At 41.2% G+C, this 24503-nt stretch carries 18 protein-coding genes and 1 tRNA gene; 11 read left to right on the top strand and 8 right to left on the bottom strand.

Going from position 1 to position 24503, the window contains the following annotated elements:
• The first annotated feature begins 1 nt into the window (after position 1).
• Genes ACS5PU_RS20965 through ACS5PU_RS20955 form a run of 3 tightly spaced genes read left to right on the top strand, consistent with a single transcriptional unit; the run spans position 2 to position 3131 of the window.
• Positions 2–1504 (top strand): RagB/SusD family nutrient uptake outer membrane protein, encoded by a 1503-nt coding sequence (locus tag ACS5PU_RS20965; RefSeq protein WP_439461124.1) that lies wholly within the window; start codon positions 2–4, stop codon positions 1502–1504.
• A gap of 2 nt (positions 1505–1506) precedes the next feature.
• A complete protein-coding gene (locus ACS5PU_RS20960; protein ID WP_439461123.1) occupies positions 1507–2925 on the top strand; it encodes an arylsulfatase in 1419 nt (472 codons plus the stop codon).
• Complete coding sequence (locus ACS5PU_RS20955; RefSeq protein ID WP_439461122.1) at positions 2925–3131, top strand: hypothetical protein; 207 nt, start codon at positions 2925–2927, stop codon at positions 3129–3131. Before ACS5PU_RS20960 ends, ACS5PU_RS20955 begins: the two co-directional genes overlap by 1 nt.
• Positions 3132–4536: 1405 nt before the next feature.
• On the opposite strand, the gene ACS5PU_RS20950 is transcribed toward ACS5PU_RS20955, so the two are convergent.
• Both ACS5PU_RS20950 and ACS5PU_RS20945 read right to left on the bottom strand, forming a co-directional pair.
• A complete protein-coding gene (locus ACS5PU_RS20950) occupies positions 4537–5805 on the bottom strand; it encodes an Hsp70 family protein (RefSeq protein WP_439461121.1) in 1269 nt (422 codons plus the stop codon).
• 123 nt (positions 5806–5928) lie between these two features.
• Positions 5929–8025 carry an HRDC domain-containing protein gene (locus tag ACS5PU_RS20945; protein ID WP_439461120.1) on the bottom strand — a complete coding sequence of 699 codons (2097 nt, stop codon included), beginning with the start codon at positions 8023–8025 and terminating at the stop codon, positions 5929–5931.
• Between the two features lie 175 nt (positions 8026–8200).
• Here ACS5PU_RS20945 and ACS5PU_RS20940 point away from each other — a divergent pair, with 175 nt between their 5' ends.
• A complete protein-coding gene (locus tag ACS5PU_RS20940) occupies positions 8201–10438 on the top strand; it encodes a GH92 family glycosyl hydrolase (RefSeq protein ID WP_439461119.1) in 2238 nt (745 codons plus the stop codon).
• Between the two features lie 108 nt (positions 10439–10546).
• A tRNA-Ile gene (locus tag ACS5PU_RS20935) sits at positions 10547–10620 on the top strand.
• Between the two features lie 342 nt (positions 10621–10962).
• Here the strand turns inward: ACS5PU_RS20935 and ACS5PU_RS20930 are convergent.
• The 3 genes from ACS5PU_RS20930 to ACS5PU_RS20920 form a co-directional block, all read right to left on the bottom strand.
• Complete coding sequence (locus tag ACS5PU_RS20930) at positions 10963–12336, bottom strand: reverse transcriptase domain-containing protein (RefSeq protein ID WP_439461118.1); 1374 nt, start codon at positions 12334–12336, stop codon at positions 10963–10965.
• Positions 12337–12962: 626 nt separating this feature from the next.
• Positions 12963–13451, bottom strand: coding sequence for a lipocalin family protein (locus ACS5PU_RS20925; protein ID WP_439461117.1), 489 nt, complete (start codon positions 13449–13451; stop codon positions 12963–12965).
• A 61-nt stretch (positions 13452–13512) separates the two neighbouring features.
• Positions 13513–13992: an Lrp/AsnC family transcriptional regulator gene (locus tag ACS5PU_RS20920; protein WP_439461116.1), complete on the bottom strand. Its 480-nt coding sequence runs from the start codon at positions 13990–13992 to the stop codon at positions 13513–13515.
• Between the two features lie 321 nt (positions 13993–14313).
• On the opposite strand from ACS5PU_RS20920, the gene ACS5PU_RS20915 reads away from it, so the two are divergent.
• Positions 14314–15282: an NAD-dependent epimerase/dehydratase family protein gene (locus tag ACS5PU_RS20915; protein WP_439461115.1), complete on the top strand. Its 969-nt coding sequence runs from the start codon at positions 14314–14316 to the stop codon at positions 15280–15282.
• Positions 15283–15481: 199 nt separating this feature from the next.
• Here ACS5PU_RS20915 and ACS5PU_RS20910 read toward each other — a convergent pair whose 3' ends face one another.
• Positions 15482–15976 (bottom strand): protease, encoded by a 495-nt coding sequence (locus ACS5PU_RS20910; RefSeq protein WP_439461114.1) that lies wholly within the window; start codon positions 15974–15976, stop codon positions 15482–15484.
• Between the two features lie 315 nt (positions 15977–16291).
• Here ACS5PU_RS20910 and ACS5PU_RS20905 point away from each other — a divergent pair, with 315 nt between their 5' ends.
• Together ACS5PU_RS20905 and ACS5PU_RS20900 are read left to right on the top strand one after the other, a co-directional pair.
• Positions 16292–16726, top strand: a complete 435-nt coding sequence (locus ACS5PU_RS20905; protein ID WP_439461113.1) for a VOC family protein — start codon at positions 16292–16294, stop codon at positions 16724–16726.
• 313 nt (positions 16727–17039) lie between these two features.
• On the top strand, positions 17040–18857 hold the full coding sequence (locus ACS5PU_RS20900) for a glycoside hydrolase family 2 protein (RefSeq protein WP_439461112.1): 1818 nt from the start codon (positions 17040–17042) through the stop codon (positions 18855–18857).
• Positions 18858–19005: 148 nt separating this feature from the next.
• Here ACS5PU_RS20900 and ACS5PU_RS20895 read toward each other — a convergent pair whose 3' ends face one another.
• Positions 19006–19893, bottom strand: coding sequence for a winged helix-turn-helix domain-containing protein (locus ACS5PU_RS20895; RefSeq protein ID WP_439461111.1), 888 nt, complete (start codon positions 19891–19893; stop codon positions 19006–19008).
• 348 nt (positions 19894–20241) lie between these two features.
• Positions 20242–21753, bottom strand: a complete 1512-nt coding sequence (locus ACS5PU_RS20890) for a right-handed parallel beta-helix repeat-containing protein (protein ID WP_439461110.1) — start codon at positions 21751–21753, stop codon at positions 20242–20244.
• A gap of 469 nt (positions 21754–22222) precedes the next feature.
• On the opposite strand from ACS5PU_RS20890, the gene ACS5PU_RS20885 reads away from it, so the two are divergent.
• Genes ACS5PU_RS20885 through ACS5PU_RS20875 form a run of 3 tightly spaced genes read left to right on the top strand, consistent with a single transcriptional unit; the run spans position 22223 to position 24502 of the window.
• Positions 22223–22603 (top strand): transmembrane 220 family protein, encoded by a 381-nt coding sequence (locus ACS5PU_RS20885; protein ID WP_439461109.1) that lies wholly within the window; start codon positions 22223–22225, stop codon positions 22601–22603.
• Positions 22604–22636: 33 nt separating this feature from the next.
• On the top strand, positions 22637–23494 hold the full coding sequence (locus tag ACS5PU_RS20880) for an EboA domain-containing protein (protein WP_439461108.1): 858 nt from the start codon (positions 22637–22639) through the stop codon (positions 23492–23494).
• 27 nt (positions 23495–23521) lie between these two features.
• On the top strand, positions 23522–24502 hold the full coding sequence (locus ACS5PU_RS20875; protein ID WP_439461107.1) for a TatD family hydrolase: 981 nt from the start codon (positions 23522–23524) through the stop codon (positions 24500–24502).
• Position 24503 lies beyond the last annotated feature (1 nt).

The raw sequence follows: 24503 nt of genomic DNA, 5'->3' as shown, positions 1-24503 counted from the left end.
CATGAAAAAATATATTTTATTAGTATTGATTCCGGTGTTCTTGTTCGGTTGTAAAGATTATCTGGATGTTACGCCAACCGACCGTTTTACGCAAGACACCTACTGGAATACCAAAGTGCAGGCAGAAGCTGCCCTAAACGGAACATATGCGGCAATTTACTATAATGTTTACGCGGCCAATTCGATTTACCTTGATGCTTTAAGCCCGAACACTTACCAGTATAACAACGATTATAATATTATTTCGCGGGGACTGCACAACGCAGCCACGGGTTATTTTAACGAAACCTGGAACGGTAGCTACAAGGGCATTGGCAGGGCAAACAATGTGCTGGCCAATATTGACAAGGTAAGCATGGATGCTACTTTAAAGGAAAGATATAAAGCCGAAGCAAAGTACCTGCGTGCGCTTTATTACCTGCCGCTGTGGAATTTATTTGGTGGCGCACCTTTAATTACTGAGGCTACCAACTATGAAACACAGGCAGCGCTGCCAAGGAATTCGGCAGATGAGCTGTTGGCCCAGATTTTAAAAGACTTAACTGAAGCATCAACTGGTACGTCATTACCGTTGAGCTATTCGGGAGCGGATAAAGGAAGGGTAACGCGTGGTGCCGCCCTGGCTTTAAAAGCGCGGGTGTTGCTTTACGCAAAACGTTGGAAAGAAGCTGCCGAAGCCGCAAAAGCGGTTATCGATTTGAAAGTATACAGCTTATTTCCAGATTACCGTGGTTTATTTTACCTGGAGAATGAAGGGAACGCCGAAGTAATTTTTGATGTACAGTACAAATACCCTGAGTTTACCCATTCGTTGGATATCAGCTTGGATCAGCAATTGGGATCAGCACCATTGCCCGACCTGGTAAACAGCTACTATGCTACTGATGGTAAACCCATTGCCAGCTCATCGGTTTACAATGCGGCTAAACCTTTCGAAAACCGCGACAGCAGGTTGCAGGCAACGGTAATTTTACCTGGAACCCAGTTTAAAGGTGCAACAGTAACAGCAATTCAGTACCCAAGTACAGGCTATGGATTAAAAAAATACACTATTTTTAAGGATAATGAAAAGCCTGTTGCAGCACCAACCAGCGGAACATCCGAATTAAATTTAATTTTACTGCGTTATGCCGATGTCCTTTTAATGTACGCAGAAGCTAAAAACGAAGATTCAGGACCTGATCAATCGGTTTTTGATGCCTTAAATTTAGTAAGGGCAAGGGCCAAGATGCCAAATATTCCTGCTACCTTGGGTAGGGATGAGCTCCGTGCCGAAATTAGGCACGAGCGCAGGATAGAGCTGGCAGGTGAAGGCCTGTACTATTACGATGTACGCCGATGGAGAATTGCAGAGCAGGTATTGAATGGAAATATAACAAACAGTGCAGGAGCCAGAATTGATAGCCGACTTTTTGATGCCAATAAAGATTATTTATGGCCGGTTCCTTCTATTGCCATTCAAAACAATCCATCATTAAAACAAAACCCTAACTACAATAAATAAATATGAAACTTATATTGAAATGTATAGCACTAGGCCTGCTGTTGAGCAGTTATACTGAAGTCCAGGCGCAGAGCAAACGCAAGCCGAATATTATTTTTATCCTGGCCGATGATTTGGGCTACGGCAATGTACAAAGCTTTAACCCTAATAGTAAGATACCAACCCCCAATTTAGATAAACTGGCTGGAGAAGGTATAAAATTTACCCGGTTTTATTCTGGAAATACCGTTTGCGCACCATCCAGATGTGCTTTAATGACGGGCTACAACATGGGGCATGCCTGGGTTAGGGGCAATGCAAAGGCTAAAGATGGCCTTGGTGCATTGCGTACGCAGGATATAACCTTGGCTGAACGTTTAAAAGGCAACGGGTATAAAACAGGTATGTTTGGCAAGTGGGGGCTGGGTGATGAAGACAGTAAAGGTGCACCGCACTTAAAAGGTTTCGATAGTTTTTATGGCTATCTCGATCAATCGCATGCACACGATTATTATACCAACCGCTTATACGAAATTGTTGGCGGTAAAACTGTTGAAGTTCCGGTTGATACTACGCAGTACACAGAAGATCTGATTGTAAATAAGGCTGTTGATTTTATCAATGCAAATAAAGATCAGCCTTTCTTTTTGTACCTGCCTTTAACCGTTCCGCATGCCGAACTAAAGGTACCGGCCGCATTGTTAAAGAAATTCCAAAATGAAGATGGCTCGAGCAAGTTCCCGCCAGAAACACCCTTTGAGAAAAAAGGAAATTACGATAGTCAGGCACAGCCGCATGCCACTTTTGCTGCAATGGTAAATAAACTGGATGCTGATGTGGGTACCATTGTAGAGCTGATTAAAAAACTTGGTTTGGATAATGATACCTATATTTTCTTTACCAGCGATAATGGTCCGCACAAAGAAGGTGGGGCCGATCCTGTGTATTTTAACAGTGGTGGCGAGTTTAGGGGTGTAAAAAGAGATTTATATGAGGGTGGAATCCGCGTACCTTTAATTGTAAGGGCTACGGGTAAAATAGCCGGTGGACAAGTAAATCCAAGTCCATGGGCATTTTGGGATATTTTGCCTACCCTAGGCGAATTAACCGGAACTCCTTCGCCTAAAAATATTGATGGTCTATCTTTTTCTCCACTATTGAGCGGTAAAAAAGCTGTTAAGGAGCACGATTATTTTTACTGGCAGTTTAACGAAGGCGGTTTAAAAGAAGCTTTAACCAAAGGTGATTGGAAACTGATCCGTTTTAAGGATAAAGGCACTGCCGAGAAACTGGAGTTATATAATTTAAAGGCCGATATTGGTGAGAAAAATGATATTGCTGCTAAAAATCCTGAAACGGTAAAGGCGCTATATGCTTTGATGAAACAGGCTAAAACACCGGCCGAAAACCCACGTTTTGATTGGTCAGAAATTGAAAAATAATGAAAGCTAAATTGAATCAAGCTGTTTTTATTTTATCCTGCGCTTTACTTGTAGCCTGCAAAAACGATAGGGCGAAAGAAACTGCAGAGGCTAAGGTAAAAAAGAAACCAGCAGCCTGTTGTTCGTCTAACTTGCCATCGAGGTTTGGTTTTAAAAAACTGACCGCAAATGTGCCTGTTTTGGGCAGCAAGCAGAGTGGGAGGTAATTGGGATTATAATCGTTAATATCACTCAGAGGCCGTCATTTCGAGCGGACCCGATAGCTATCGGGTGCAGCGTAGTCGAGAAATCTTTCTTAATAGATCTCTCCGTTACGCTGCGCTTCATCCGATAGCTATCGGATCGAGATGACGGATTTTTTCTATAGGTGTCTGTCAATGGCAGCGCAGTCGAAGGATCTCTCTTTACTGGCCTTAGCGTTTGGCTAAGACTTTTTTGTATTGTTTTTTGCCACGGAAGCACGGAAGACACGGAGCGAGGGTGCTTATTTAATCACAGATATGTACAGATCAACTCAGATAGCTTAGTGCAGATTACAAGTCGTTGTAATATTTTGCCATAACCTGTCATCCTGAGCACAGCGAAGGATCTTCTTGAAAGGGTTAAATTGAACCATTCCATTACACCAACCCGTCATTCTCGCGTAGGCGGGAATCTTAAAGCGTTCGCGCTGTTTTGCCCCTTGCTCGGGCTTGCCTCGGTTAGCCACCGAAGGGCTCTTACCTTTTTCTTGATAAAAAGGTAACCAAAAATCAAGGCTTGCATCTTTTCTTGTAAAAACCTACGGAAATCTTTATAGCGGCAGTTTCTAGGCACTTCCTTTCACTCATCCCTGCGCACGCACTTGATCCTGCCTTGGACAGTGCGGGATGAAAGGGAGAGTAAGGATTTCCGTGCTTTTTCCGGCGAAAATCTGCTAGGCCGGTAGCAGGGTGCAGATAGCAGGGTGCAGAAACTAACCTACCGTTATCTGTCATCCTGAGCGAAGTCGAAGGATCTTCTTCCATTATCTCATAAACCAGCAGTGGGCAGATTACGTGCCGCTGAAATACTTGGTAAAATCTGCACAAATCTGCGTTATTTATCCCTTTAAATCTGCGGGAAGATTGGCATTCTTTTCCCCGCAGATTTTCGCAGAAAAGGAACGCAGATTTTCGCTGATATGCTTTCCCTGCGAAACATCTTAGATAGACAAATTAGTTAAAATTAGCTACGGAAACACAGAAGACACAGCGCTTAGGCACCGTTTTAAAGATTCAGAATGACAGATGATTTTAGGTTCTGATTTGATGCTCTGATCAACCAAGGTGTATTAATGATCAACCACAATGCTTTAATTATAAACCATAACGCATTAATGATAAACCATAATGCAATAATGATAAACCATAGTGCGATAATGATCAACCATAATGCAATAATGATAAACCAAGGTGCATTAATGATAAACCGAGGTGCGTTAATGATCAACCATAATGCTACAATGATTAAATAATGTTCTACTTCTAGCCCTATAAGCCGGAATAAACTTACCTACCTGATATGGTTTTTAAGGCGCCACTAACAAAGATGCCTCGATAACCGAAACCTCCATGTTTAGTTGTAACGAACTTAATCTTCAAACAGATAGCCGCTATAAGCCAATCCCTTAGCTACACTTTTAAAGTTATCGCCAGAGTTTAGCGGGATATGTGGAAATTTGTTTTTAAATAGCTTTTGTACTGCCGCAACCATCGATGTTCCGCCTGTTAAAAACAAGCAATCAATATCCTGTGGCTTAATTTTATGGGTTTCCATAAACTGATCCAGGTAGGTATCAATTTTATTGATGTCTTTTTCGATGATGGCATTGTACTGTTCGAGCGAAATGTTTTCATCAATCACAATTTCCATATTGTTATAGGCAAATGTAGAAACAGGCTCGTCTGAAAGCTCGATTTTGGTTTTTTCGATCGATCGGAACAGCGAATAACCCAGGTTGTTTTCGATCAGGGTAATCAGGTTTTTAAACTTAGGGTCATTTCCAGAGTAATAATAGTACTCTTCTATTTCCTTTTGAATTTTTAAGCCGTTAAAGAAATTCATTTTATCCCAGGTACAGATGTTGGCAAAAAGCGATTTAGGCACGTTCAATACTTTGCCCGGTGTAGCCTCATACATGGTGTTTTTACCAAAATAAGGTGTGCCTTTCTCCCACATAAAAGCCGAATCCAAACTATCTCCACCGATATAAATACCGCCCGAAGCAATCATGTCGTTCTTCCTGTCTTTGCTGCCCACTTTATCCGGATCGAGGATGAGATAGGTAAAATCAGTTGTACCTCCACCCAAATCGGCAACCAAAACGCGCTCTTTTTGGGTAATTGTTTTTTCATAGGCAAAGGCTGCACCAATGGGTTCGAACTGAAAGCGTACTTCGTTAAAACCAGCACTTTCTGCCGCTTTTTTTAACCTGGTTTGCGCCAGCGTATCTTTCATGGTATTATCATCATCAAAAAAAACCGGACGGCCAATAACGGCTTTATCGCAATCTTCGCCGATAATTTTATCTGCTTTCTCCTTTAAATCCTTTAAGATCAACGTTACCAGATCGGCAGCAGTATACCTTTTATTATGGATGCGGGTTTCGGTAAAGGTAGTGCGCGATAGGATCTGCTTTATCGATTTGATAAACCTGCCTTTCATGCCATCGTTCAGGTAAGCCTCAATCGCGTTTTCGCCTACAATGTGACTTTCGCCATCTACCATGCTTTTGGTTTCGGTAAAATAGATTAATGAAGGGATCGAAATGGTATCGATGATTTCTCTTTTTTCTTCATCATAAATAGAAAGCGCCGAATTGGTTGTTCCAAAATCGATTCCGTATAAAAACTTACTCATGGCCGGGTGTTTATGGGCATTGCTGCCAAAATGGGGTTGCGAAAGTATTAAAAAAAAGCGAAGCCCGGAAAATTTTATTGGCTAAAATACATCAGCCAAAATATCTGCAGATTAGGCCCGGTTTTAAAAAAGCTCGCTCGTGCCTAAATGCGCATTGATAATTCTGGTAATCTGTTGCCCAAGTTCTTTGGCATTCCCAATACCCACACTTTTTAATGCCGCCAGCTGATCGGTAGTGCGTGGCAAGCGCTCGGCAATGGCGAGTAAGGCCAGGTCAGAAAGTACAGCATGATCTGCCGTGCCTCTTTGTACTGCAATTGTTTTGCGCCATTCTACCAGGTTTTTATACACCTGCGGATTTGAAATCTCTTTAGGTTTGATGCTCGATTTTACCTGCTTTTTTTCGGCGGGCTGCTTATTGCTGGCTGCATGCAAAGTATCGATATAACTTTTGACAGAAAATTGATCCCATGCAATTCCGAATAGTGCCAGTTTAATTTTTAAGGCGTCTTTTGCCTCTTTTAGCAGGCCTAACAGTTTATCGGAATGGCTGTCGTTGTAAAAGTTGATCGCCACAATCCTTTCCATAAGCGAAATAACCTGTTGCAGCCTGGGTACAAAATAATCGGCTGCTTTTTGTAGGCGCTCCATAAAGGCCTGTTCGCTGGCTGGAGGGGCAGCAGGCGATATTTTTGAAAATTCTTTGGCAATAAAACTCCTTGCTACTTTAAATACCTCCTGTTGCAGCAGCTGGTTGCCCTGTTCGTACAAGGCTAAAAATGCATTTTTCTCGTCTTTATCTATCAGTTTGGCGCGGCCAAGTTTTTCCCAATCTTTGGCCATCAAAGAGAAATCCAAAAGCTCATGGATGAGTCCCCAGGCATATTGCTGGCTATACTGTTCCAATTGCGCACGATCGGGCTGTTGCTGGTGACTGGTTTTGGTAAAAGCGATTACTTTGGCGTCGGTAATGATATTTTCGGCCACTACAGGCGATTTCAGGATCAATCCTTCCAGGCTTCGGCAACGGCTCAGCGCTACATAGGCCTGTCCGTGCGTAAATGCCGTACTTACATCCAGTATGGCTTTATCGAAAGTTAAGCCCTGGCTTTTATGAACGGTTATGGCCCAGGCCAGTTTAAAGGGGTATTGCGAAAAGGAACCTGTGCTGTTTTCGTTTATCTTGTTATCGTCTTCGCTTAGGCTATACTTAACATTTTGCCATATTTCTCTTTCTACCTCAATTTCGCGGCCATCGGCAGTAAAGCTAACCTTAATGCTGTTTGCATTAATTGCCGTTATTTTGGCCGCTTTTCCGTTGTAAAACTGTTTTTTGCCTGATGAGTCGTTTTTGATAAAGATTACCTGTGCACCTAATTTTAACTGTAGTTTCTCGTCGGTAGGGTAGGCATCTTTCGGGAAATCGCCACTTATTTCTGCATCAAAATCGAAAGTTTCGCCATCCAGTTTTTCTAAACAGCCTTTATTTATTTCGTTTACGAGCTGGTTGTGCGTAGTTAGGGTGATGTAATCGTCTTTCCATTCCTGGTTTAAAGAGGGATCGTAACGTTCGTTGAGCTTTTCGAGCAGCGCTGCATCAATATTGTTTTCCCTGATCCCGTTCAGGATATTTAAGAATACCGGGTCTGATTGGCGGTAAACCTTTTTTAAAGCAAAGGTGAGCATTGGGGTAGACCTAAAAATCAGGCTGTCAAAAAAATACGGACTCTGATAATAAGCACCCAGAATGTGCCAGGCATCATGGAAAATTGGCGAAAGCTGGTAAAGATCGCCGATCATTAAAAGCTGTACGCCACCAAAGGGACGGTTTGAGCCTTTAACGGTTTTTAAGGTGCGGTCGATAAAATCGATGATATCCACCCGCACCATACTGATCTCGTCGATAATTAAAAGATCGAGGCAACGGAGCAATCTTGTTTTCTCGTCAGAATACTTTAGCTGCGGCTCGGCGTTTTCGTCCACTACGGGAACCAGGGGCCCAAAAGGGATCTGGAAAAAGGAGTGGAGCGTAACACCGCCGGCATTGATGGCCGCAACCGCTGTAGGCGCAACAACAGCATAGTTTTTCTTGGTGCTTTCTCTAATTTTGCGTAGCAGCGTGGTTTTTCCAGTACCGGCCTTTCCTGTTAAAAATACAGGTTGGTTGGTTGTAGCTAAAAAATCTAAAAGGAGTTGGTTGTCCGGATCGGGCGTATTCATATCAATTACAAAAATAACCTATTCGTTAATAATCAGGAGGAGTTTTAAAGGTCTTTTATCCACAATCTAAGCAGTCCGCTTTCTTCGTTAACCAAATTGTTATAAAATTATCCGATATAAAAAATTACTTTTAAAGCTTTATATTGGATTCCTAAATCGTTTAATGAATACACAAATGATCAAAAGAAATAGCTTTAAGTTTTGCTTATCGTTGATAATTAGCTTCAGTACTTTTCAGCTTTCGGCCCAAGATTATGCCGGCGCCGGTAACCTGAAATATGTTGATCCCAAAATTGGTAACGTAGGGCAGTTGTTAGAACCTACCAGGCCAACTGTTCAGCTTCCAAACCAGATGATCAGGATGTTCCCGATGCGGAACGATTACATGGACGATCAGGTTTCAAATTTCCCATTAAATGTGGTTTCGCACCGTTTGGGCGAAGTTTTCTCTATTATGCCAGTAAACCAGTTGGATATCAGCAGTTGGAAAAAACGGGCCACATACGATCATGAACTGGAAATTACCCGCCCTTGGTATTATGAAACTTTTTTAATTGATGAGGGTATTAATGTGGCCTTTGTACCGGGTAAAAAAGTTGGTTACTATCAGTTCGGTTTTGAAAATGATCAGCCAAAATCAATTTTATTGGGTGTTTATAATGGAGGCGATAGCGAATATCGATTTATTTCTGATACCGAAATTACGGGCATGGAAACTTACCACGATAAGGTAAAGGTTTACCTGTATGGTGTTTTTAATGCGGCTGCAAGTGTGGGTGTGGTTAAGGATAACCAATTGGTAAATGAGCGCGCCGTAACAGGTAAAGGGGTAAAAGCCTATATTACCTTTGCGAAAAACACCAAGCACGTTGATTTTAAATATGCCATTTCTTATGTAAGTGCGGCACAGGCCAAAAAGAATTTCGAAAATGAATTTAAAGCCCAAACTTTTGCTACACTGCTTAAAAGTGGGGAAGAAGCCTGGAGCAAGGTAATTAACCAGATTAAAACCGTTGGTGGAACGGAAGCGCAGAAAAGATCGTTTTACACCGCACTTTACCGCACTTACGAGCGCATGGTTGATATTACCGAAGATGGGCAATATTACAGCGGTTACGATAACCAGATCCATAAAACCGTCCGCCCTTTTTATGTGGATGATTGGACCTGGGATACTTACCTGGCGCACCATCCTTTACGCACCATTTTAAACCCGAAGCAGGAAGAAGATATGCTGAATGCTTATGTGGCCATGTACCAACAGAGCGGCTGGGTGCCTACATTCCCGGTTCTGTTTGGCGATAACCCCTGCATGAACGGTTTCCATTCGACCATTGTTTTCTTAGATGCCTATAACAAGGGCTTGAAGAATTATGATGTGCAAAAGGCCTACGAAGGCATGAAAAAGAATGCCGACGAAGCCACCATGATGCCTTGGAAAAATGGCAAGAAAGGTGCGTTAGAGGATTTTTATTATGCGAAAGGTTACATTCCAGCCTTAAAGCCCGGCGAAAAGGAAACTGATACCGCTGTGCATGGTTGGGAGAAAAGACAGGCCGTGGCCGTTACCTTGGGCAACAGTTTTGATGATTGGGCCTTGGGAGCGTTTGCCCAAAAACTGGGTAAAACCGACGATTATAAGCGCTTTAATGCCCGAGGACAGAATTACCGCAACCTGTGGGATGCAAAAACTGGAATGTTTATGCCGAAAGATAAGGATGGAAACTGGATTAACATTGATCCGGTTTTTGACGGTGGAATGGGCGCGCGCGACTATTACGACGAAAATAACGGTTGGACCTATCTGTGGCAGGTACAGCACGATGTTAAGGGGTTACAGGGTTTAATGGGCGGCAAACAGAACTTTGAAAATAAGCTCGACCAGCTTTTCCGCGAACCTTTAGGAAGATCGAGATATGCTTTCTGGGCCAAAATGCCCGATGCAACCGGTTTGGTAGGGCAGTACTCGATGGGTAACGAACCGAGTTTCCATATCCCTTACCTGTATAATTTCACCGCTTCACCCTGGAAAACACAAAAACGCATTCGTTTCTTGCTCGATACCTGGTTTAAAGATAATGTATTCGGCATTCCGGGCGATGAAGATGGTGGCGGTATGACGGCTTTTGTGGTATTCTCTGCCATGGGTTTTTATCCGGTTACGCCTGGGGTTCCGATGTATACCATTGGTAGTCCGGTTTTCGAAAATACCACCATCGATCTGCCCAATGGCAAGAAATTCCAGGTGATTGCCAACAAATGTTCGGTGCTGAATAAATATATCCAAAGTGCCAAATTAGACGGAAAAGTATTGAATACCCCATGGTTTTCGCACCAACAGTTAATGGATGGTGGCAAACTGGAGCTGGAAATGGGACCAAAGCCAAATAAAATGTGGGGTTTAAGTAATTGAAAATGAGTTTATCTAAAAAATAATTAAATTTTTAATGAAAAACATTTTCGAAAATTGAATGCAAATTTGTAACATTGCACTCGCAAAAAAGGCAATAGCTTTTTTTCCGGGCCTATAGCTCAGCTGGTTAGAGTAGAAGACTCATAATCTTTTGGTCCCTGGTTCGAGCCCAGGTGGGCCCACTGCTTTAAACCCCTTTAAGATAATCTTGAAGGGGTTTTTTGTTGGATTTTTTTAAAAAAAATGCTTGTTTAATATTTGTCTAATTTTCTAATAGGTTAGATGATCTTTCATCCATACAATATAAACGGCTTAGATGTATTAATACGTATTTAAGATGTAAACATAGCAGGGTGGCAAAATACAGCATATACAGTTTGTAACGAAAAACGATCCACACTTTTTAGCGAAATTTCCTCTGCCCATTACTAAAAACTGTAAGTTTAAAAGTAAACGCAGTGCCTTATCAAAAAATTAAGCAGAATCAAGCCTCACAGAATAAAGGCTGTATCTTACCTAAACAGTTAAGAGGAAAGGGTAAGATTAAGGGATGCTAATTTCAAACCTGTAGCTATCAACTCATCAATAGTATCCTTGCCGACACGTGTTTTCTGTAAATGCTTAACGCATGATGGGATTCCTGTAAACTTTCGTTGTATTGGATTCAATCCAAGCCTCGAATTGCTCTTCCCTTTGAGGGTTATCCGAATAAGGTCTTTGGTTTGTAAGTTAAAATTAAAACTGGTAAATAGTTTGTACAATTCAACATCAACATGCTTATCGATTTCTAGAATTTGCTTTTCGATATCAATGAAGTAATATGCAGCAATCCAACCATCAAGTAGGTTTTTGATCTTTACTAAGCATTGTAATAAATATAATTCTGCCTTGGGGTCTCCCTTTCGTTCTTCCATAGAAGACAAGCGCTTTATCTTACTAATTAGGCTTTCAACCTTTGATTCGTTTACCCAGCACCTGACTCCATCGAAACGAACTGACAGAAAACTAAAAGATACTCCTCTAGGATCTAGTATTCTACTTACTTTTTCAAGTTCATGCGTCTTTTCTTTGATGGGATATAGGTGTAAGCCTAGTTTTGTTGTGAGTTCTTCTTGTGCAATGTTGTATGCTCGCTGTGCTTCCCCCTTGTTTTTGCACATTACAATGAAGTCATCGGCGTAGCGAACCATTTTTACGTCCTCCTGAATCATACGCTCGTCGAAATCAGAAAGACAGATGTTTGCAAATAACGGAGAAAGCGAGTTGCCTTGTGGTATACCGGACTCTGAATTTTTAAAATGCTCCTCGTAAACCTTCTTGTTTTCTAGTTCTTTAATGTTTCCTAATTCTTGTAAAACTGCTTTTCTGAAGAGTGTGTTTACAGAATTGTCAGGCAGAGCATCTTCGATTTTTAGAAATAGCTTATCAGAGTTTACGGAAGGAAAGAACTTTTTAATATCGGCTTCAAGAATAACAGTGTATCCTTGTTGATAATAGATATTCATTTGGACAATTGCCTGCACAATACCTTTTCCCTTTTGATAAGCAAAACTACATTGGTTCTTTAAATTAAACTTTGACGTTAGTAGTTCTTCAAACTCTAATGCTAAGACTTTATGGACTAGCCTATCCTTAATTTCCGGAACTCTAAGTGGCCTAGGGCTTCCATCTTTCTTATCAATGGTAACGCCTTTCACCTTTCCGAACTCGTATAGACCTGCTTTTAGTTGTTCAGAAATTTCACTTATGTGTTTGTGTAGATTGCTTTCAAACTCCTTGACAGAAACATTAGATAAGCCGCGAGATGTTTTGTTGGTTTTGTTCAGTTTCTTCCAAGCGGAATAAAGAGATTCTTTGCTAGAAATCCTTTCGAGTATCGTTGTTTTTTTAGACATCATGTATTGACTGTGGGTTCCAAGTTCGAATAACTTGTGCAGATCACACTCCTAAAGCTGTGGCTTAGATAATCAACCAAACTAATAGGATTGTTCGTCCTACCATCCGCTTGAAACACTCTATTGCGTTTGCCATCTGCTTGTACATTGCACATGCTCTGGCGAACCTATCTGTGAATGCAGCTATCGCTGATTCCAGATGCCTTGTTTTTTAGCTTTCATACTCATTTTCATTGTATTACAGTCGTTTGTTAAAGTTACCTTTTTTCGCGACATATGCAAGTTTTTTGAAATTAGTTTCAGCCCGCCCGACCCCTCTCCTTGAAAATACCAATTCCACTGAAACGGTTACCTTAAATCTGCAAGTAACTGTGGTATTGGTAGAGATGTGAGGTGAGATAATCAACCAAACTAATAGGATTGTTCGTCCTACCATCCGCTTGAAACACTCTATTGCGTTTGCCATCTGCTTGTACATTGCACATGCTCTGGCATAATTCAAAGATATACATTGAGATCAATTCAAAAGTCAATAGTTTTCAACATTTATTCTGAACTAAACTAAACAATCAATATAAAACGTGGACAAAAAGTACTGATGTTCATTTCCCCCTCCAAACATTTGATACCTAATTTTGGCAGTAAGGATCGCCGGTGGTGCAGTTTTCACGGGTGGCATAAATTTCTAAGTTATCGGCTTTGCCATCCCCATCATAATCCATAGTCACTAGCACATCGAAGTTGTTTTGCGTAAGCCTGAGTATTTTGTAGGTGAACTGCTGCGCGCCAAAATTCAGGATCAGGTTTTCTCCTTTGAGTTTCCAGTCCATATTGGTTGTAGATAGGGCGCAGTTGGCGTTGAGGTGTGTTAGCTCTACATAGTCGTGATCTTGACTGGGCCTGTTCATAAAATAAAAACAATCTTTTCCGCAACCGCTTCTGTGGGGGTAAGGGTAGGCTGTGCCGTTTACTTTCAGGCTTTGGTACACCCATTTCCCAATTACCTGTTGGTCGGTGTAGCGGTCTACTTCAGGTGGCTGTGTTTCGCTGGAGTTTTGTTTTTTACAGCTCAGATAAAGTAAAGGGCATAAGAGGAGGAGCGTTAAGTATTTTTTCATGTTTCTTTAAGCTTGGTAGCCATTACACAAATATAAAGATCGAGTTTAAAAATCTTTAAGCTTATTTTTCCGGTTCGAGCGGGTAATTCAGGTTCCGTTTTACTTCATTTACCACAAAGCTGCTGTGCGATTTTAGCACGTTTTCCAGTGTCATCAGGTCTTTGGTAATGAAGCTTGTGTATTCCTGCATGCTCCTTACCACAATTTTCAACAGGAAATCGTAATCTCCGGTGGTGTGGTAACATTCCAGTACCTGTGGAAGCAGGGCAACCTGTTGCTGAAAATTCTGTAGGGCAGAACTGCTGTGGTCTCTAAGGGTAACGTGCGAGTAGGAAACCATCAGTTCCTTAAATTTATCCCGGTTAATGATGGCAATAGTCGCTTCGATGAAACCGCGCTCCCGCATGCGCGTAATCCGCTCAAATATGGTACTGGGCGATTTGCGGAGCTTGTAAGCCAGCTCCTTATAATGTAAATCTCCTTGGATCTGAAGCAGGGCTAATATTTCATAGTCGAGCTTATCCAAAATATCGTCTTGCATTGTGCAGGTCTTTTAGATAATGGGATATTGCAATAAATGATAGGTAAATGATTACCGGCTGCGTGTTTCAGCGGATGGTGCAAACATAATAAGTTTATCACCAACTCGCAATTAACTGAACATTATTTGGAGTGCCTATCGGAAATAAGTGCAGTTCAGAATTAAGTTTGGTCTTTTGGATTATTTCTCGGATAATTTTCGCTGAAGGCACAAGAGTGAGGATTTCTCTACAATTCGCTGCAGATTTGCCTTTCTTAAAGAACCATTAAAATACATTCGGCAGATTGGTACCAGTTGATCAGCCTGCCATCAAAAATACTTATGAACAACACAAAAATATTGGTTATTGGCGCTTGTGGGCAGATCGGCACCGAACTGCTTGTTGCATTGAGAAAGAAAAACGGACAGGAAAATGTAATTGCGGCTGATATTCGCCCCCAGGAAAGTGTCGCAGCGGATGTTGCGCCTTATTTCACCCTTGATGTGATGGATACGGATGCGCTTGAGTCGTTAATCGTTGACCTCAAAATCACACAGATTTATCACCTTGCTGCAGTTTTATCGGCTAAAGGGGAAAACAATCCTACTTTAGCCTGGGACTTGAACATGAACAGCTTGCTCAGCGTATTGGAACTATCGGTAAAACATAAAATCGAAAAGGTATTCTGGCCGAGCAGTATTGCGGTGTTTGGGCCTGATTCACAGAAAAACAATTGCCCTCAGCAGGGTGTAATGGAGCCCTCTACGGTTTATGGGATCAGTAAAGCGGCTGGCGAGCAGTGGTGTAAATATTATTTCGAAAAATACGGTCTGGATGTACGCAGCTTGCGTTATCCTGGATTGATCAGCTATACCGGAGCACCAGGCGGTGGCACTACAGATTATGCGGTGGATATTTTCCATCACGCGGTAAAAGATGAGCCTTATACCTGTTTTTTAAGCGAAAAAACTGCTTTGCCAATGATGTTTATGCCCGATGCCATTGATGCTACCTTACAGCTGATGGATGCGCCGCAAGAAAGTATCAAGGTGAGAACCGCTTATAACCTGAATGCGCTCAGCTTTACACCCGAAGAACTGGAAGAGGAAATTAAAAATCTTATCCCACAATTTTCGGTGTCCTATGCGCCCGATTTCCGTCAGGCTATTGCCGATAGCTGGCCTGCAAGTATAGATGACCAAGCAGCGCGGACAGATTGGGGCTGGAAACCTGGCTACGATTTAAAGACCATGGTTAAAGAAATGCTGGATAACCTTAGGGTTTTACAGGCAGAACCTGAGGCGCAATAATAATCAGCCTAAAGGTTTGAAATAGGGGATTGATGCCCAAAGATTTTTTGTAGAAGCCGGATTTTTTACGGCACTATTTTAGGTTTTAGTTAATGAGCGGTTCCTTCTGGATGGAGGGAACCGCCTTTTTTTTGTTTTATTTTAGAGAACACCCTATAAGTTAAACTTTAGGTGAAAGGCCCTGAAATCTTTCTGAACCTTATTTTTGAAGGATAAAAGTGGCCTTATTGGTAGCTTTCAGTCCACTGATACCACTTGAATTATAAACTATCGTGTATTTTTTTCCGGCTTCAAGCTGGTAAGCTTTTAGCAGATCTACATCAGCCAATAGGGTATCCTTTGGCTTCACGGCCAGATAACTATCAGCAGGAGGCGGCATAATCCTTTTTGCCATTGGTCCTTTGTAAGACACCTCATTTCCATTTTCATCCGTAATATCAAGGTATTTACTCATGAGCGGTTCAAACGGTGTATGCCATTTACAAAAAGACTTGCTGGTTGATTGATCATTGTGCACCACAAATTGTAAGTTGATCTTTTCGCCAGCTTTGATCACATTTTTTATCTTCAGCACAACATAAAGGGAATCACCTTGATTTTTGGTGGTGCTACCTGTGTCCGGGTTGCGTACTTGTTGGCTACAGCCCGCAAGTACGATAAGCACCATTGGGATCATAATTTTTAGTTTCAGCATGTATTTGTTTTTTAATAGAAACGTTGGGCAGGAGGTTAATGCTACACTAGATCGTTAACCTGTAGATTTACAGCGTGATATTTTTATTTTATGCGAATAATATGGGCTTATCGTTATTTTTCTATGTTGTTAATAAACCGAATGATAGAAATTATCTTCCCATAGCGAAATATACCAAAAAAGTAGATCGTATTTTTTATAATAGCAGTTAATTGTTTCCCTACTGAAAATGTTAATCATTAATTTTTATTAAATCTTGCCTGCAATGATTAATTTAGTAAACCCTATCAATTTGTATTAACCATAAAACAAACCATGAGAGCAATTAATCCCTGGATCAACTTTAATGGCAATGCTGAGGAAGCATTCACTTTTTACCAATCAGTTTTTGGCGGCGAGTTTACGAAAATTATCCGTTTTAAAGATTTAGCTAGCGATGAGTTTCAGGTGCCGGATGAGGAGGCCAATAAAATCATGTATATCGCCTTGCCGCTTGGCAAAAACAATCTGTTAATTGCTAACGATGTTCCTGCATTTATGGGGCGGGTAAGCGAAAATGAAAACCGCTCTAAAATATACGTGGGTGCCGAAAGCCGTGAAGAAGCCGATCAATTATTTAATGGATTATCAGCAGGTGGGGAAGTAGAAGGACCAATTGGCGACAGCCCTTGGGGCACCTATGCCGCCATGTTCAGGGATAAATATGGTATTGAATGGATTGTAGAGTTCGACCCAAATTACACTGGCTAGCTTTACTAGGCAAAAGGAGCGCAATTTTTTTCATGTCTGGAAGGATTGAAGATATAGGAGATTTTTACTGTGAACTCAAATCGCTGGTGGCGAAGCCTAACTAAACCATAGCATAAAATCAACTATCTAGCAGTAAGTATATAAAAAAAAAATCGATCATTAAATCTGAAAAAGCTATCCTGAAAAAGTTAAGTTATAAATAGTTCAGTAACTAAACTGCTATTTAGAATGTTTTGAATTTAATAAATCGATTTAGTTTTTGGAAAATACTATCTTAGTGCTAAGAACCAGAATATACTAACCTTATCCTGATATGAGAAACAAAGTTGTACAGATGATCTGCTTAACAGGCTTTTTACTGGCTGGCTATTTAGGAAATACTGCTGCACAGACACCAAAATTACCCACCAAATGGACAGCAGAGGCAAGCGCTTCTTTAAATCCATTTCCAGAATATCCACGCCCGCAGCTTGTGCGCGAAGAATGGAAATCGCTTAATGGCAAATGGGATTATTTAGGTGGAAAAGAAAGAACAAGTGCTTTAAATCCTCAAAAACCCATCACTTTTTCTGCAAAACCTGAAAAAATCCTGGTGCCGTACTGTCCTGAATCGGTGATTTCCGGGATCGAACGCAAACAGGAAATCAACATGTGGTACCGCAGGTATTTCGAAATCCCCAAAAACTGGAACGGCAAAAATGTCCGCATCAATTTTGAAGCGGTCGACCATGATGCAACGGTATTTGTAAATGGTAAAAAAGCAGGATCTCATGCTGGCGGATACGATGCTTTTTCTCTTGATATTACCACACTTTTAAAAGCTGGAAGCAATGAAATCATCGTTGCGGCATACGATCTTAACGACGGAAGGATGCCCTCAGGCAAGAACGGTCCCCGCGGAGATTACACTTTCAGTTCGGGTATATGGCAGAGCGTATGGCTAGAGCCGGTAAACCCTAACCACATCAAAAATATCAGACTTCTACCTGATCTGGAAAATAACAGGCTTAAAGTAACTGTAGATGCAAACGCACTTAGTGTATCCGCAATAGCGCTGGATGGCAAAAAGATAGTTTCGCAGGCAGAAGGAAGCGCAGGAAAGATTTTTTATCTGCCCATCAGCAATCCAAAACTGTGGTCGCCTGAAGAACCTTTTCTTTACGACCTGAAGATTAGCCTTAAAGATGGCAGCGGAAAAATTACCGACGAGGTAACCAGTTATTTCGGAATGAGGGATGTTAAACTGGGCAAAGTGGCCGGTGTTGTGCGCCCTTTGCTAAACGGTAAATTTATTATGCAGGTGGGGTTGTTGGATCAGGGTTATTGGCCTGATGGTATTTTGACTGCCCCAACAGACGAAGCCCTGAAATCTGATATCGATTTTAGTAAAAAAGCAGGCTTTAACCTGATCAGGAAGCACATGAAAACTGAACCAAAACGTTTTTACTATTGGGCTGATAAGATGGGGATGCTGCTTTGGCAGGATATGCCGGCAATCTGGTACCAGAACGAGGATACAGCTAAGGTACGTCCGGTTTTCCGTAAAGAGCTTAAAGCAGTTATGGATGAACATTATAATTCTCCATCTATTATTGCCTGGGTGCCATTTAACGAAAATTGGGGCGCTTTTGATGTGCCTGAGATTACGGATTGGGTTAAAAAGTACGATCCCTCAAGGTTGGTTAACGGCAATTCGGGCTTTAACAATAATCCTGGTTATCAAAAGGCTGCCGGCGATCCGGGTAATGGAGATTTTGTAGATACCCATATTTACATCGGTCCGTATGATGCTTCTAAGCCCGATAATAAACGGGCGGCTTCGCTGGGCGAGTTTGGAGGGGTGGGCCTGTTTGTAAGAGACCACATGTGGCCGGTAGAAAACAATGCTTATGCCTACGAACCCACTGTTGCAGCGCTTACCGATAGATATGTGTTATTGATGAGCCAAGTAGAACAGCTGATGAAATACCAGGGACTTAGTGTAGCGGTGTATACCCAAACCACCGATGTGGAGCACGAGGTTAACGGGCTGCTCACTTACGACCGCGCTGTTGAAAAAATGGATATTAAACGCGTTAGTGAAATTAACCGCATACTAATTGCAGAGGGAAAAAAAATGAACGAGAAATAGTTAGATCTAAAAAGATTTTTGATTTTAGTTGTAAAGGGTGAATGTTCTGTATCATAGGTAGATAATTGTCGCTTTCACAGGCGGAATTTCGACTGATGATACAGGCTTATTTTACGGCTAGTTTTAGCATTACTTTCTAGGCTTCAGCTTAAGCCCCAATTTCAAGCTTATATCCTTTTCCGCGGATAACCACAATTTTCAGATTGGGATCAAATTCCAATTTTTTTCTGAGTTTGGAGATAAACATATCCAAACTGCGGCCCACAATCACACCTTCATCTTCCCATATTTCTTTTTGCAGCCGGCTTCTGGCTATGGTTTCGTTGGGTGAAAGTGCGAAGATGAGCAATACGCGGGTTTCTGTTGCGGTCAGGTCTATTGTATTTTCGTTTAGACTGAGTTTGCGGTTCTTCGCATCAAATAGTACCGAACCTAAATTGAATATATTGGCAGCTTGATTATTGGTCGAAACTTTGTGTGGCTTAACGGATTTTAGAAAAATAAAACCAACAAATGCTAAAAATGGTAAGCTGGCCAGCAAATATCCTTTATTGGTGGCAATTCCTGTTGTTTTAAATTTAATATTGATCATGTAACAGGCTTTGGGCTGTATTCTTCCTTTACAGGTTACAATATCATCCTTTTTATTTTTGGATATCGCGAAACCATAAACAACACCAGCCTTGCCACAGTTGATCACATTAACCACATAATCGGGCGTAAGCGGGTCTTTGGCCAACAAGCGCTGGGTGGTATTTACCAGTAAACCCGGACGAAAGGCGAAATTGTTGGCAAACATGATCCGGTATTCATTTTCAGCTATCTTTTTTACTGGAAGCACTAGTGACGTACTATCGCCCGATTGCAAAAGTATTTCATGCCCAATCTGCCGGAGCAGAACTTCTCTTCTGGCGATATCAAAATCGTTATTGCCTGTGGCATTAAAAGCCGCACAGATAATGAGCGTAACCGAGAGTGCCATCAAGCCGAACAGGTACTTGCGTTTTCCGGAGAGCAGATTTTGCCTAAAGTCCATAGTGCCAGGTTTTTATTTGCAAAGGTTACATTTTTATTTAATATCCAGGTTTCCTGTTTTAAAAGAGATCAAAATAATTCCGTTGAAATCAATTTTAATGAAATATAAAAAACATTTTTCTTACTATGAGCTGATTGTGTGTGGCTGATCTTTATCGATTAAAAATTTGTATAACGGGTTTATAAAGCTATCTGCTCTGATTGTTATAGCGCTGTAATGTGAAAAAGGCTGTCATTTTTGACAGCCTTTTTCTACTACAACTTATGGTATCGATCCGAAACAGTATTTTGGGCCTTACTTTCTTTATTAAAAAAAGTAATTTTCAGTTTCTTGTTTTAACTGTTGTGATCAATGGTTTTCTACACCCACATCAATCGTTCCAGATAAAGTTGTTCCAAAGAAATCTAAACCGCCATTATTGGCTATTGTTAATCCCTTATCAATACATGGTGAAGAATTGGAAAGCTTGAAAGCGGATGCAGTACTTCTGCCTATTCCATATCCCGATGGATTGCTTAAAAACGGATTACTGAAAATGTTTCCACTGTGCGTAGAACCATCCCAAAGGGTGCCAGGTGCAGGAGAGAAACAGTTGTTTTTAAATACAGCACTTGCCGTAAGGGGCACTTCCGAAAATTTGGTATATGTACCTTTGCTGTAAAAAATGTTATTGCTGAATTCACCTACAAATGCTTTATTTTTAAAGATTTGAGTTATGTTATTGGTTAGGTAAAAAACATTATTATACAGTTTATTGGTGTTGTTGGAAGGTTTCCATTCAATTAACCTTAAGCCACCGATGACATCATTGGCACTTACATTGTACCTAACGATGATATTTTTAGCGCTCGGCATAAATAACATAAAGCCTCTACTGTTGTCGTGCGAATAATTGTATTCAAAAATATCGCCATCGGTTGATTCATCCGCATCAAATGCCTCCCCATCACCACCTCCTCCTGTGAGGCCGTAAACTTCATTATAGGATACCACTGTGCCCTTGCTTAAATAGGTCCAAATACCAGCATAAACAACACTTGGGCTCTTGCAAACATTGTGTACCAAATTATTGGAAATCTGACCATTTAATACTCCATGAAACACAATGCCATCGCCATAAACATCTTCTACCTCATTGTTATCAAATATAACCCCCGTAGCCATGGTATTAGCGTTGGTGCGAATGCCTTCAATATCGCATTTGGCCACATGGTTGTTCTGTACCAGTACGTCATTTATCAATCCATTATAAATGATGCCTCCAGATCCTTTAGAATAGTTCGTAGTGCCAGGTAAAGTAGAGTTCACGTCGTGCACATAACACGACTTTACATAAATATGTGTCATGGCGCTGGACGATGTATTGTTGGCATAGATACCAATAAGGGCGTATTTATTGATAGATGTATTGGTGATTTCAAGATTATTGACCTCCCAATAAGAAACGTTTTGCAATAAAATAGTTGCCGAACCGTTTGCCGGACCGCCACCATTGATAACCGGTTTGTTACCTGTATCATATTTATCGATAACAATAGGCGATGCGGCTGTACCCGAGCCAAGCAAGGTTAAGGTTCCATTCCAGATACCGCCCGATTTAAAATAAAGGTGGTCGCCTTCTGCAAAAGTTTGCCCGTTTACTTTGGCAAGTGTTTTCCAGGGCGATGATGTACTGGTTCCGTTGTTGTTATCATCACCGTTCGGATCAACATAATAATTCGTTCCGGTGGTGGTTGTTAGAAGTTGTGCTTCTTTCGCCATTTGTAGCTTGATGGATGCAGTTTGAAGGGTTGTGTCTTTTCTACATGCTGTTAAACAGGCAAGTAGCATTAAAGGCATGGCGTTAAAAAATCTTTTCATTTGATTAAAGATTAATAGTTAATATTTGGTTAATAATAAGGTTATTGATTGCCTTTAAAATTAACGTAGCCTTTAATAAGGATAGGGGGGGAATCTTAAAAGAAAAGGGTGGTTTCCTTAAAAATTTACCCTTTCTTGGGGGGGTATAACTGCTTGATATTGCAGTTGAAGCCAGATAAGATGCTAAGCAAACTGTGGTTGTCAATTCATAAACTATGACATAATGTGAACCGCTGGCATCATTAAATCTGATGATAGCGTTTGATGATAATATCCTTTAAAACATTTATACTAGGTATGTGGTCAGATAATTTTAATCAGATTAATGTCAACGATCAGCAAAATATTAAATAGCAGTATATAATTTACATATTTTAGCAAAGAAAACTATAGAGTTTAAATAACTTTGTTATTCAATAAAAAGAATCGGGAAATCGATTTAGTTTGTTTTAAAACCAAATAATTTAAAATGCCTTTAATTATTCTTAACATTATTTTTTGCATCTCGTTTTTAGGCTTTGCTTATGTAAATTTAAATGATAACGATGCTTTTCTCTGGGTATCTATCTATTTGAGCGCAGCCATTTCGTGTGGATTGGCAGCTGCAGGCAAGTATTATCCTTTTGCTTACCTCTTTTTAATTGTCTTTTATCTAATTTATGCTGCTATCCTTTTCTTTGCAAAAGATGGCGTGCGCGACTGGATTACGAAGTATAGACGGGAGAGTTTGGTGCAGAGTATGCAGGCCACTAAGCCTTATATTGAGCAAACTAGAGAATTCTTTGGCTTATTAATTATTGCAGGTGCCCTTTTGATCAATTATTTTGTTTCGGCAGGCATGACCAGCTAAAATAGCCGTTTATTTAGCAGATATTTTTTGATAATGACAGATTATGATATTTCAGCTTATGGCGCAGCCTTATCAAACGTTGTAAAAAGCAATGTAAATGCCGATTGCCTGAGCTGGCTGGAAGGGGTGCTGCAATCAGCCGAACCAACCGCTAAAATTAGTCAGGCTTTTGTGATGGTGCCACGTAAAACTGGTAAATTGCCTATTCAGCTTAACGATGAACAAAAAGATCTACTGGCTGAAGCGGGCATTGCTTACATCGGCAATTGGACGGTGGATAGGTTTTGCCGGGTTTGGTTGTTAAGCAGCTTAAACGCTGTAGCGCAGGATAAATTATATGCAGTTATCGATAATTTGTTCCTATCAGCAGAAATGAACGAAGCTGTAGCCTTATATTCGGCACTGCCATTTTTAAGCCATCCCGAAATTTGGGTGAAACGCTGTGCCGAAGGAATCAGGAGTAACATTGGTTCTGTATTGGAGGCGATTATGGAAAACAATCCTTATCCTGCACAATATCTGGATGAAGCCGCATGGAACCAATTGGTGCTAAAAGCTTTTTTTACCGAAAAAAATATCAAGCTGATTGTTGGATTGGACGAGCGGGCCAATCTTCAACTGGCCTTAACGCTTACCGATTATGCCAAAGAACGTTGGGCAGCTGGGCGACAGGTAAATCCACAGCTTTGGCGTTTGGTGGGCAGATTTATCAATGCAGAAATTTTTGAAGCCTTAAAAACCGGTCTGCAGCATTACGATCAGACCGAACAGCGGGCCATTGCACTGGCGGTTTCACAATCTGCTTATCAGCCCGCAAAAGATTATATTCATACCTTTCCAGAACTTAAATCGGCCTTGGCCGATGGAAGCCTAAACTGGAATTTATTTTAACCATTAAACATTCAAAAGAAACGATATATGTGTTGCAGCAGTTCAATTGAAAGAGATAAAGCATTGATGGGTGAACCTGAAGCTTTTGATATCAGTGCGGTAAAGGGAATGAAATTCTTCGATCCACATGTGCATATGACTTCCAGAACCACAGACGATTACCAGGCCATGGCCGATGCAGGCGTTGTTGCGCTGATAGAACCAGCATTTTGGTTAGGACAGCCACGTACCGGACTGGACAGTTTCCGGGATTATTACAGTAGCTTAATCGGTTGGGAGCGCTTCCGTTCTTCGCAGTTTGGTATTAAACATTACTGCACCATTGGCCTTAACTCCAGAGAAGCCAATAACGAAAGTTTAGCCGAGCAGGTAATGGAAATCCTTCCACTATTTATCTATAAAGAAGGTGTGGTGGGCATAGGTGAGATCGGCTTCGATGACCAAACGGCCGCCGAAGAGAAATATTACAGGTTACAGCTCGAACTGGCCAAAGAAGCGGGTTTACCCGTGCAGGTGCATACGCCACACCGCGATAAGAAAAAAGGTACACAGCGGAGCATGGATATTGCTTTGGAGCATGGCCTTGATCCTTACCAGATCATTATAGACCACAACAACGAAGAAACCGTAAAAGAAGTGCTGGATAGAGGCTTTTGGGCAGCTTTTACCATTTATCCGTTTACCAAAATGGGTAATGAGCGCATGGTTGATATCGTAAAACAATATGGTTCTGAGCGTATTATGATCAATTCTGCAGCCGATTGGGGAATAAGTGATCCATTGGCGGTGCCTAAAACTGCTGCTTTAATGAAAATGCGTGGTTTGAGCGATCAGGATATCGAGCTTGTTACTTACCGAAATGCAATTACTGCATTTGCCCAGAGTGGGCAGATTGATGAAGCCGATTTTAACGCGCAGGTAGATCTTACCCAAAAGTTTGAGGGAAATACCATTTTAAGGGGCGGGCAACAGCCTCGACCAGATAAATCTTCTATCATTATTAGCTAAA

This window comes from Pedobacter sp. GSP4 (assembly GCF_051857575.1).
GTDB lineage: Bacteria > Bacteroidota > Bacteroidia > Sphingobacteriales > Sphingobacteriaceae > Pedobacter.
Note: the sequence above shows the minus strand (reverse complement) of the source record. Positions and strands in the feature narration are given on the sequence as shown.

Excerpts from the sequence above, each read along its gene's own strand:
- ACS5PU_RS20880 (WP_439461108.1), top strand. The coding sequence starts at position 22,637 with ATGACAGATTATGATATTTCAGCTTATGGCGCAGCCTTATCAAACGTT.
- ACS5PU_RS20900 (WP_439461112.1), top strand. The coding sequence starts at position 17,040 with ATGAGAAACAAAGTTGTACAGATGATCTGCTTAACAGGCTTTTTACTG.
- ACS5PU_RS20895 (WP_439461111.1), bottom strand. The coding sequence starts at position 19,893 with ATGGACTTTAGGCAAAATCTGCTCTCCGGAAAACGCAAGTACCTGTTC.
- ACS5PU_RS20915 (WP_439461115.1), top strand. The coding sequence starts at position 14,314 with ATGAACAACACAAAAATATTGGTTATTGGCGCTTGTGGGCAGATCGGC.
- ACS5PU_RS20930 (WP_439461118.1), bottom strand. The coding sequence starts at position 12,336 with ATGATGTCTAAAAAAACAACGATACTCGAAAGGATTTCTAGCAAAGAA.
- ACS5PU_RS20920 (WP_439461116.1), bottom strand. The coding sequence starts at position 13,992 with ATGCAAGACGATATTTTGGATAAGCTCGACTATGAAATATTAGCCCTG.
- ACS5PU_RS20955 (WP_439461122.1), top strand. The coding sequence starts at position 2,925 with ATGAAAGCTAAATTGAATCAAGCTGTTTTTATTTTATCCTGCGCTTTA.
- ACS5PU_RS20910 (WP_439461114.1), bottom strand. The coding sequence starts at position 15,976 with ATGCTGAAACTAAAAATTATGATCCCAATGGTGCTTATCGTACTTGCG.
- ACS5PU_RS20960 (WP_439461123.1), top strand. The coding sequence starts at position 1,507 with ATGAAACTTATATTGAAATGTATAGCACTAGGCCTGCTGTTGAGCAGT.
- ACS5PU_RS20890 (WP_439461110.1), bottom strand. The coding sequence starts at position 21,753 with ATGAAAAGATTTTTTAACGCCATGCCTTTAATGCTACTTGCCTGTTTA.
- ACS5PU_RS20945 (WP_439461120.1), bottom strand. The coding sequence starts at position 8,025 with ATGAATACGCCCGATCCGGACAACCAACTCCTTTTAGATTTTTTAGCT.
- ACS5PU_RS20940 (WP_439461119.1), top strand. The coding sequence starts at position 8,201 with ATGATCAAAAGAAATAGCTTTAAGTTTTGCTTATCGTTGATAATTAGC.
- ACS5PU_RS20875 (WP_439461107.1), top strand. The coding sequence starts at position 23,522 with ATGTGTTGCAGCAGTTCAATTGAAAGAGATAAAGCATTGATGGGTGAA.
- ACS5PU_RS20965 (WP_439461124.1), top strand. The coding sequence starts at position 2 with ATGAAAAAATATATTTTATTAGTATTGATTCCGGTGTTCTTGTTCGGT.
- ACS5PU_RS20885 (WP_439461109.1), top strand. The coding sequence starts at position 22,223 with ATGCCTTTAATTATTCTTAACATTATTTTTTGCATCTCGTTTTTAGGC.
- ACS5PU_RS20925 (WP_439461117.1), bottom strand. The coding sequence starts at position 13,451 with ATGAAAAAATACTTAACGCTCCTCCTCTTATGCCCTTTACTTTATCTG.
- ACS5PU_RS20950 (WP_439461121.1), bottom strand. The coding sequence starts at position 5,805 with ATGAGTAAGTTTTTATACGGAATCGATTTTGGAACAACCAATTCGGCG.
- ACS5PU_RS20905 (WP_439461113.1), top strand. The coding sequence starts at position 16,292 with ATGAGAGCAATTAATCCCTGGATCAACTTTAATGGCAATGCTGAGGAA.